Source organism: Paraburkholderia sp. JPY465 (assembly GCF_050436725.1).
Taxonomy (GTDB): domain Bacteria; phylum Pseudomonadota; class Gammaproteobacteria; order Burkholderiales; family Burkholderiaceae; genus Paraburkholderia; species Paraburkholderia youngii.
In genome coordinates this window covers 1,534,980-1,542,831 of record NZ_JBNDMT010000006.1, presented here as the reverse complement: position 1 = coordinate 1,542,831, position 7,852 = coordinate 1,534,980, and the positions used below count along the sequence as shown (strand labels likewise).

7 protein-coding genes are annotated in these 7,852 nt (G+C 64.5%); 6 read left to right on the top strand and 1 reads right to left on the bottom strand.

The genetic code is table 11. The annotated features are described in order from the left end of the window. The 6 genes from QFZ94_RS40450 to QFZ94_RS40425 form a co-directional block, all read left to right on the top strand. On the top strand, positions 1–328 hold a 328-nt coding region (locus QFZ94_RS40450), incomplete at its 5' end, for a (2Fe-2S)-binding protein (RefSeq protein ID WP_429463598.1). Next, the gene (locus QFZ94_RS40445; protein WP_429463596.1) at positions 321–1,895 is read left to right on the top strand and encodes an AMP-binding protein; all 1,575 of its coding nucleotides are present in this window, start codon (positions 321–323) and stop codon (positions 1,893–1,895) included. The genes QFZ94_RS40450 and QFZ94_RS40445, both read left to right, overlap by 8 nt. Before the next feature lie 4 nt (positions 1,896–1,899). Then, positions 1,900–2,706: an enoyl-CoA hydratase/isomerase family protein gene (locus QFZ94_RS40440; protein WP_176122116.1), complete on the top strand. Its 807-nt coding sequence runs from the start codon at positions 1,900–1,902 to the stop codon at positions 2,704–2,706. Positions 2,707–2,751: 45 nt separating this feature from the next. Next, complete coding sequence (locus QFZ94_RS40435) at positions 2,752–4,473, top strand: GMC family oxidoreductase (protein ID WP_429463594.1); 1,722 nt, start codon at positions 2,752–2,754, stop codon at positions 4,471–4,473. A 66-nt stretch (positions 4,474–4,539) separates the two neighbouring features. Then, positions 4,540–5,916 carry an MFS transporter gene (locus tag QFZ94_RS40430; RefSeq protein WP_429463592.1) on the top strand — a complete coding sequence of 459 codons (1,377 nt, stop codon included), beginning with the start codon at positions 4,540–4,542 and terminating at the stop codon, positions 5,914–5,916. A gap of 62 nt (positions 5,917–5,978) precedes the next feature. Continuing rightward, a complete protein-coding gene (locus tag QFZ94_RS40425) occupies positions 5,979–6,680 on the top strand; it encodes a sterol desaturase family protein (protein ID WP_176368557.1) in 702 nt (233 codons plus the stop codon). On the opposite strand, the gene QFZ94_RS40420 is transcribed toward QFZ94_RS40425, so the two are convergent. Continuing rightward, positions 6,677–7,597, bottom strand: coding sequence for a LysR family transcriptional regulator (locus QFZ94_RS40420; protein WP_368581584.1), 921 nt, complete (start codon positions 7,595–7,597; stop codon positions 6,677–6,679). The two genes, QFZ94_RS40425 and QFZ94_RS40420, sit on opposite strands and share 4 nt — an antisense overlap. Positions 7,598–7,852 lie beyond the last annotated feature (255 nt).

The following is a 7,852-nucleotide window of genomic DNA, read 5'->3' as shown; positions in this document are numbered from 1 at the left end:
GCGCTCGTGCCTGATGCTCGCGGTGCAGGCCGACGGTCGGCATATCGATACCGTCGAAGGCCTTGCGCCCGATCAGACGCTTGGCGACCTGCAGCAGGCGTTCCAGCGGCATCACGCGCTGCAATGCGGCTTTTGCACGGCGGGCATTCTGATGTCGTGCGCGGATTATCTGCGGCGCGTGCCCGATCCTTCCGAAGAGCAGGTGCGCGAGATGCTCTCGGGTCATATCTGCCGCTGTACGGGCTACACGCCCATCGTGGCCGCGGTGCTCGACGTGGCGGCGCGCCGCCGGGCCGAGGCAAGCGCGAAGGAGGCCGAACATGCTTGATCTCGGACGTACGTTCCTGCAAAGCGTCGAGCGCAGTCCGAACGCGCTCGCGCTCGTCGACGGCGATGTGCAACTGACCTACGCGCAGTGGCATCGCATGATCCTCAATGTCGCCGATGGCCTGCGCGAACTGGGCCTGGAACACGGCGACCGGCTGCTCGTCGTACTGCAAAACCGCTGGGAAATGGCGACGCTGCATTGGGCCGGACAGTTCGCGGGCATCGTGATCGTGCCGCTCAACTGGCGGGCGAAGCCGGAAGAAGTCGACTACTGCGTGACCGACGCGGGGGTGAAGGCGATCGTCTACGAACCCGTCAGCGCGGATTCCGTCGCGCAGAGCGCCGCCGCGCAAAAAGTGCCGCGCGTCGGACTCGACGATGCGCCCGGCCGCACCACCACCTTCGATGCGCTCATCGTCGAACGAACGCGCAGTGCAGAGGTGACCGACACGACGCACGCCACCGCCGACGACATCTCGCTGATCCTCTATACGTCCGGCACGACGGGCAAAGGCAAGGGCGTGCCGCGCCGGCATCGGCATGAACGCGCGGGCGCGCTCGCGCACGTCGCGCAGAACCTCTACAGGCGCGGCGAACGCACGCTCGGCGTGATGCCGCTCTATCACACGATGGGCGTGCGCTCGCTGCTCGCGATGGCGCTCGTCGATGGCCTGTTCGTCTGCGTGCGGCGCTGGAACGCGAAGCTCGCGCTCGATTGCATTTCGAAGCACGCGCTCACCTGCCTCTATCTCGTGCCGACGCTCTATCACGATCTGCTCGCCGACAGCGCGTTCGCGAGCACGGACACGTCGTCGGTCAGAAAGCTCGGCTTCGCCGGCGCACCGATGAACGACGGCCTGCTCAAGCGCCTCTCGGCCGCGTTCGAGCCGGAGCTCTTCGTCAATCACTACGGCTCGTCCGAGGTCTACACGTTCAGCATCGACCAGGACGCGACAAAGAAGCCCGGCAGCGCGGGCCGCGCGGGCATCAATACGCGGCTGCGCGTCGTGAAGCTCGATGCCCTCTCGCCCAACGAGATCGCCGAAGCCGGCGAAGAAGGACAGATCATCGTGGACCTGCTCGGCGACGAAGCCTTCGAAGGCTACTGGAATCGTCCGGACGCGAATGCGAAGTGCCTGCGCGAGGGCTGGTACTTCACCGGGGACACGGGCTATCTCGACCGCGACGGCGATCTGTACGTGACGGGCCGCGTCGACGACATGATCATCAGCGGCGGAGAAAACATCTCACCGGTGGACATCGAATCGGTGCTGTCGCTGCATCCCGCCGTCGATGAAGTCGCGGTCGCGGGCGTCAAGGACGAGCGCTGGGGGCAACGTGTGGTCGCATTCATCAAGCGCCGCGAGTACGTCGATGCCGACTCGCTCGATGCATGGTGCCGTCAGTCGGACCTCGTCAACTTCAAGCGTCCGCGCGATTACGTGTTCGTCGACGACATTCCGAAGTCGCCGGTCGGCAAGATTCTGCGCCGCAAGCTGCAAGCGGGCGAGTACACGCCCGATTCGAACGCCCAGGCCGCGCAACCTACAGAAACCACCAAGGAGTAACACAATGAGTGATCTCAACCATCGCGGCCAGACACTGCTGCAAGACCTCGACGGCTTCTCGGTCGAAATCGACGCGCAGCGCGAGCGCGCGGACATCATCCTGCATCGCCCGCCGTTCAACGTCATTTCGATGCACGCACGCGATCAGTTGCGCGCCGTCTTCGAAGCCCTCGACGAGGACGACCGCGTGCGCGTGATCGTCGTGCGCGCGAAGGGCGAGCATTTTTCGAGCGGCGGCGACATCAAGGGCTTTCTGGAAGCATCGCCGGAACACGTGTCGAAGCTCGCGTGGAATATCGCGGCGCCCGCGCGCTGCTCGAAGCCGGTGATTGCGGCCAATCGCGGCTTCTGCTTCGGCGTGGGCTTCGAATTGTCGCTGGCGTGCGATTTCCGGATCGTCACCGATACGACCTTCTATGCGCTGCCGGAGCAGAAGCTCGGCCAGATTCCCGGCTCGGGCGGCTCGGCGCGTCTGCAGTCGATGGTCGGCATCGGCCGAACGAAGGACATCGTGATGCGCTCGCGCCGCATTCCTGGCGAGCAGGCGTACGAGTGGGGCATCGCGGTCGAATTCGTCGCGGACGCCGAACTCGAAGCGGCGACGGACGCGCTCGTCGACGAACTGCGCGCATTCTCGCCGCTCGCGCAACGCACCGCGAAGAAGCTCTTGAACGATTCGGAAGACGCGCCCTTGTCGATCGCGATCGAACTCGAAGGCCATTGCTATAGCCGTCTGCGCTCGTCGGACGATTTCCGCGAAGGCGTCGAAGCGTTTCATGGCAAGCGCAAGCCGGTGTTTCGCGGCAGCTGATACCTGACACGCCGCGCGGCGGACGAGACAAGAGGAGACAACGCGATGAATCGCTTCGACTACGTGATCGTAGGCGGCGGCTCGGCCGGATGCGTGCTCGCGCATCGACTGTCGGCGGCGCCGTCGGTGCGCGTCGCGCTGATCGAGGCGGGCGCCGATACGCCGCCGGGCGCGGTGCCCGCGGCGATTCTCGACAGCTATCCGATGCCTGTCTTCTGCGGCGACGCGTACATCTGGCCCGATCTGAAAGCGAAGGCCACGCAGCACGCCGCGCCGCGCGTCTACGAGCAGGGCCGCGTGATGGGCGGCGGCTCGAGCATCAACGTGCAGTCGGCCAATCGCGGCCTGCCGCGCGACTACGACGAATGGGCCGCGAACGGCGCCGAAGGCTGGTCATGGCGCGACGTGCTGCCGTACTTTCGCAAGCTCGAACGCGACGTGAACTTTCCCGGCGGCGAATTGCACGGCAGCGACGGACCGGTGCCGATCCGCCGGATCATGCCCAAGGACTGGCCGGCGTTCTGCCATGCATTCGCGAAGGGTTTGCGCGCGAACGGCTTGCCGGAACTTCAGGACCAGAATGGCGAATTCGGCGACGGCTTCTTTCCGGGCGCATTCTCGAACATCGACAACAAGCGCGTGTCGACGGCCATCGCCTATCTCGACGAAGCCACGCGCAAGCGTCCGAACCTCAGCATCTATTCGAATCTGCGCGTCGAACGCATCGTGATGGCAGGCGCGACGGCCCACGGTGTCGTCGCGATCGCGGCGAACGGCGAGCGCGTGGGTTTCGATGCGGGCGAGGTGGTGCTGAGCGCGGGCGCGTTGCAGTCGCCCGCGATGCTGATGCGCGCCGGTATCGGCGATGCTCGCCAACTCGTGGCGATGGGTATTCCGTGTGTGGCCGACGTGCCAGGCGTCGGACGCAATCTGCAGGATCATCCGTCGCTCACCTTCTGTCATTTTCTCGAGCCGCGCTTTCGCATGCCGCTCGCGCGCCGCCGCGCGAGCATGATGGCCGCGCGCATGAGTTCGGGCGTCGCGGGCTGCGACGAGTCGGACCTGTATCTGTCGAGCGCGACGCGCGCCGCGTGGCATGCGCTCGGCAACCGGCTCGGCCTCTTTTTCCTCTGGTGCAATCGGCCGTATTCGCGAGGCCGCGTGCAACTGGCATCGCCCGATGCGGCCGTTGCGCCGCGCGTCGATCTGAATCTGCTCGACGACGAACGCGATTTGCAGCGGCTCGCCGCCGGCGTGCGGATGCTGGCGCGCGTTGTCGACGCATCCGGTCTTGGCCGCGATTCACGTGACTTCTTCCCGGCCGCGTTCTCACCGCGCGTGAAAGCGCTGAGCAAGGTCGGCGAAGGTAATGCGCTTCTGACTTCGATCCTCGGCGTGCTGCTCGATACGCCCGCGCCGCTGCGGCGTCTGCTGATCGAACGCTTCTTCACGCGCGGCCTGCAGATGCCTTCGCTGATCCACGACGAGCGCGCGCTCGCCGATTTCATCCGCGCGAACGTGTTCGGCGTGTGGCACGCGAGCGGCACGTGCCGCATGGGCGGCGCGCTGGACCTCGACGCGGTCACCGATACCGAAGGCCGCGTGCGAGGCACGCGCGGGCTGCGCGTCGTGGATGCATCGCTGATGCCGCGACTGCCATCGGCGAATACGAACATACCGACCATCATGATCGCCGAGAAGATCGCCGATGCGATGGTCGCCCAGCGACGGGCGAGCGTGGCATCGCCGTTCGCCTCCGCGCACTGACGGTTTTTCAACCTCGACAAGAGCGCGCATCCAACAAAGCGCGCCTGTGACACAAAGGAGATGCAAATGTCTGTAGCAGCGCAAGACGGGGCCACCGTGCTTTCGGTCAATCAGCGCCAGGTGATGGGCGCTGTGATGGCTTCATGCTTCGGCTGGGCCCTCGACCTGTTCGACCTGTTCGTATTGCTGTATGTGGCGCCGGTTGTCGGGCGTCTATTCTTTCCGTCCGAACATGCGATGCTCTCGCTCGCGGCGGTGTACGCGTCCTTCGCGGTGACGCTGCTGATGCGCCCGCTCGGTTCCGCGCTGTTCGGCTCCTATGCCGACCGTCATGGCCGCAAGGGTGCGATGATCGTCGCGGTCGTCGGCGTCGGGCTTTCGACGGCGGCCTTCGGCGCGCTGCCGACGGTCGCCCAGGTCGGGCTCGTGGCTCCGGTCCTGTTTCTGCTGCTGCGTCTCGTGCAGGGCGTGTTCGTCGGCGGCGTGGTGGCGTCGACGCATACGATCGGCACCGAATCCGTCGCGCCGAAGTATCGCGGCGCGGTGTCCGGTCTCATCGGTGGGGGTGGGGCCGGGCTCGGCGCGTTGCTCGCATCGCTCACGTATCTGGCGATGTCCGCGGTCTTTCCCGGCGATGCGTTCGACGCCTGGGGCTGGCGTTGCATGTTCTTCACAGGCATCCTGAGTTCGGTGCTCGGTCTCTTCGTGTTCAACGGTCTGGAAGAATCGCCGCTCTGGAAGAAGCTCGCCGCGGAAAAAGCTGCGAAAGCCGCTGAACAGAAGAAGATCGTCAACGCCGATCAGGCGCGCTCGCCGATCCGCACGCTGTTCTCGCGGGAATATCGCGGCGTGCTGTTCGTCAATCTGCTGCTGACTATCGGCGGCGGCAGCGGCTACTACCTCACGTCAGGCTATCTGCCTACCTTCCTGAAAGTCGTGAGTCATGCGCCGAACGGCGCCGCCGCCGCGATCCTGATGATCTGCAGCGTGGCCGTGGTGATCGCTTCGGTCGCGGCAGGGCACGTCAGTACGTTCATCGGACGCAAGGGCGCGTTTATCTGGATCGGCATCATCCGGCTCATCGCGATGCCAGCGCTGTTCCTGCTGCTGCCCACGGCGCAAAGCATCACGATGGTCGGCGTCTACGCGGTGTTGCTTTCCGCGCTCGGCAGCGCCGGCTATGCGCCCGTGCTGATCTTCCTGAACGAACGCTTCCCGACCGCGATCCGCGCGACCGGCACGGGTCTGTCGTGGAACATCGGCTTCGCGATCGGCGGAATGATGCCGACCTTCGTTTCCCTCGTCGCGAAGGACGCGGGTCAGTTGCCGTCGACGCTCGCGATCTTCGTCGGTGCGATCAGCGTGATCTTTCTCGTGGGCGCGTTCGTGGTGCCCGAGACGCTCGGCAAGCTCGAAGGCGGTTGCGCGCGCAGTCGACCCTGAGTCATTGGACGTAACGGCGGACGCCAACCGGCGCACGCCTTTCACTATAGCCGGAGACATCGATGAAATACGAAGAAGACGTTCGTGCGCGTTCCTACAAGTTCCGTGACGAGTATGTCAATGCCACGCCATGGTGGTATCGCGGCGAAATGCACCTCGGCTTCACATTGCTCTTCACCGGCGGCGTGATCGTGTATTGCCTGATGCAGCTTCATGCACCGACGCTTGCCGAATGGCTGGCGGTCATTCCGCTCTTTCTGTTCGGCAACTGGGCGGAATGGGCGGCGCACCGCTACGTGCTGCATCGTCCGACGAAGTATTTCAGCATGATCTATAAGCGCCATTGCGCCGTCCATCACCGGTTCTTCACGCATGTGACGCTTGAATACAAGGGCCACCGTCACTGGCGCGCGCTGCTGTTTCCGCCTTTTGCGCCGGTTGCGTTCGTGCTGGCGGCCGTGCCGTTCGCGCTCGTGATTGGGTTCGTATTCTCCCGCAATGCAGGCTACATTGCGCTGCTCACGATGGCGGCGTACTTTCTGATGTACGAGGGCCTGCATACGCTTTCACACGTCACCGACAGCCCGTTGCTCGACCGCGTTCCACTCGTCAACACAGTGCGGCGCCTGCACGCCACACACCACGATCCCGAAGTGATGGCGACACAGAACTTCAACCTCACGTTCCCGATCTGCGACACGCTGTTCGGCACGCGCAGCGACGTTCCGAGCCGTGCGCGCGAACCGTTGGAACGCGGCCGCTAAGGCGCCTGTTTTCCCACAACGCCCGTCGTCACGCGCTTTATCTCATCAGTGATGATCGTGATGAGCGCCTGGGCGGCCGGTCCGATCGGCCGCTTCGGATGCGTGACCTGAATGATGTGGCGCACGATCGGCGGCGACGCTATCGTGCGTGCGCGCAAGCGCCCTTCCTCCACTTTCGCCTGCACGACGACGCGCGGCAGGATGGTCGCGACACCGCTCTGCTCGACGAACTGCACGATGGTGCTGAGCAGATCGATCTCGAACTTCGGCTTGATGACGACGTCAGCCGCCATCAGCGCGGCATCGAGCGCGCCGCGCAGGCCGTTGCGGCGCGTGGGCAACACGAATTCGATGTCCGACTGCTGCGTGAGATCGATCTCGTCGGGCAGCTTTGGGCCGTGCTCCACGCTCGTCACCAGCACCATTTCCTCCACCAGCAACGGTTCTACGTGGAGCGTCAGCCGTCCGCGCGGCTTGTTGATGATGGCGGCATCGAGCCGGCCCGATTCGACAGCGTCGATCAGTTGCGCGCTGAAGCCATCGGCGACGGAGACTTCGACTTGCGGGAAAAGCGCATCGAATCGGGCGAGCGATTCGGGCAATACGCTCTGCGCCTCCGACGACACCATTCCCAGCGACACGCGGCCCGTCACGATGACATCGCGACGGCTCAGGTGTTCGCGTGCGTGATCGATGTCGCGCATGATCGGCGTGTAAAGGCGGTACATCAACCGTGCGGCTTCGGTCGGCGCCATGCCGTGCGGCCCCCGCTCGAAGAGCTTCTGCCGAATCTCCGTTTCGAGCTTGGCGATCTGCATGCTGAGCGCCGGTTGCGCGATGTTGAGCCGCCTGGCGGCGCGCGTGACGGTGCCTTCTTCGAAAAGCGCGATGAAGTACTGGATCTGCTTCAGTTCCATGGGACAGGCGTATACGTGACGGGCCGACGAAGATAGTACCGCGCACTGTCTTTCATGAGGTGGGCGTCGTATGACTAACCCACGGTATCGAGTCGCTGTTCGCAGCCGAGCGTCCCTATGCGTGCCCGATCCGGCAGCACTTCGCACTGAAACGACATGTGCTGCGTGCTCCTCTCTATCGAGAGCGTTGCAGATCGGCATCGATTTTTTTCGATGCGCTCCGTGAACATATAATCCGTACTCCGACGAGCTCAC

Bases quoted from the DNA above. Each gene is read 5' to 3' on its own strand.
- QFZ94_RS40445 (WP_429463596.1), top strand. From the start codon at position 321: ATGCTTGATCTCGGACGTACGTTCCTGCAAAGCGTCGAGCGCAGTCCG.
- QFZ94_RS40440 (WP_176122116.1), top strand. From the start codon at position 1,900: ATGAGTGATCTCAACCATCGCGGCCAGACACTGCTGCAAGACCTCGAC.
- QFZ94_RS40435 (WP_429463594.1), top strand. From the start codon at position 2,752: ATGAATCGCTTCGACTACGTGATCGTAGGCGGCGGCTCGGCCGGATGC.
- QFZ94_RS40430 (WP_429463592.1), top strand. From the start codon at position 4,540: ATGTCTGTAGCAGCGCAAGACGGGGCCACCGTGCTTTCGGTCAATCAG.
- QFZ94_RS40425 (WP_176368557.1), top strand. From the start codon at position 5,979: ATGAAATACGAAGAAGACGTTCGTGCGCGTTCCTACAAGTTCCGTGAC.
- QFZ94_RS40420 (WP_368581584.1), bottom strand. From the start codon at position 7,597: ATGGAACTGAAGCAGATCCAGTACTTCATCGCGCTTTTCGAAGAAGGC.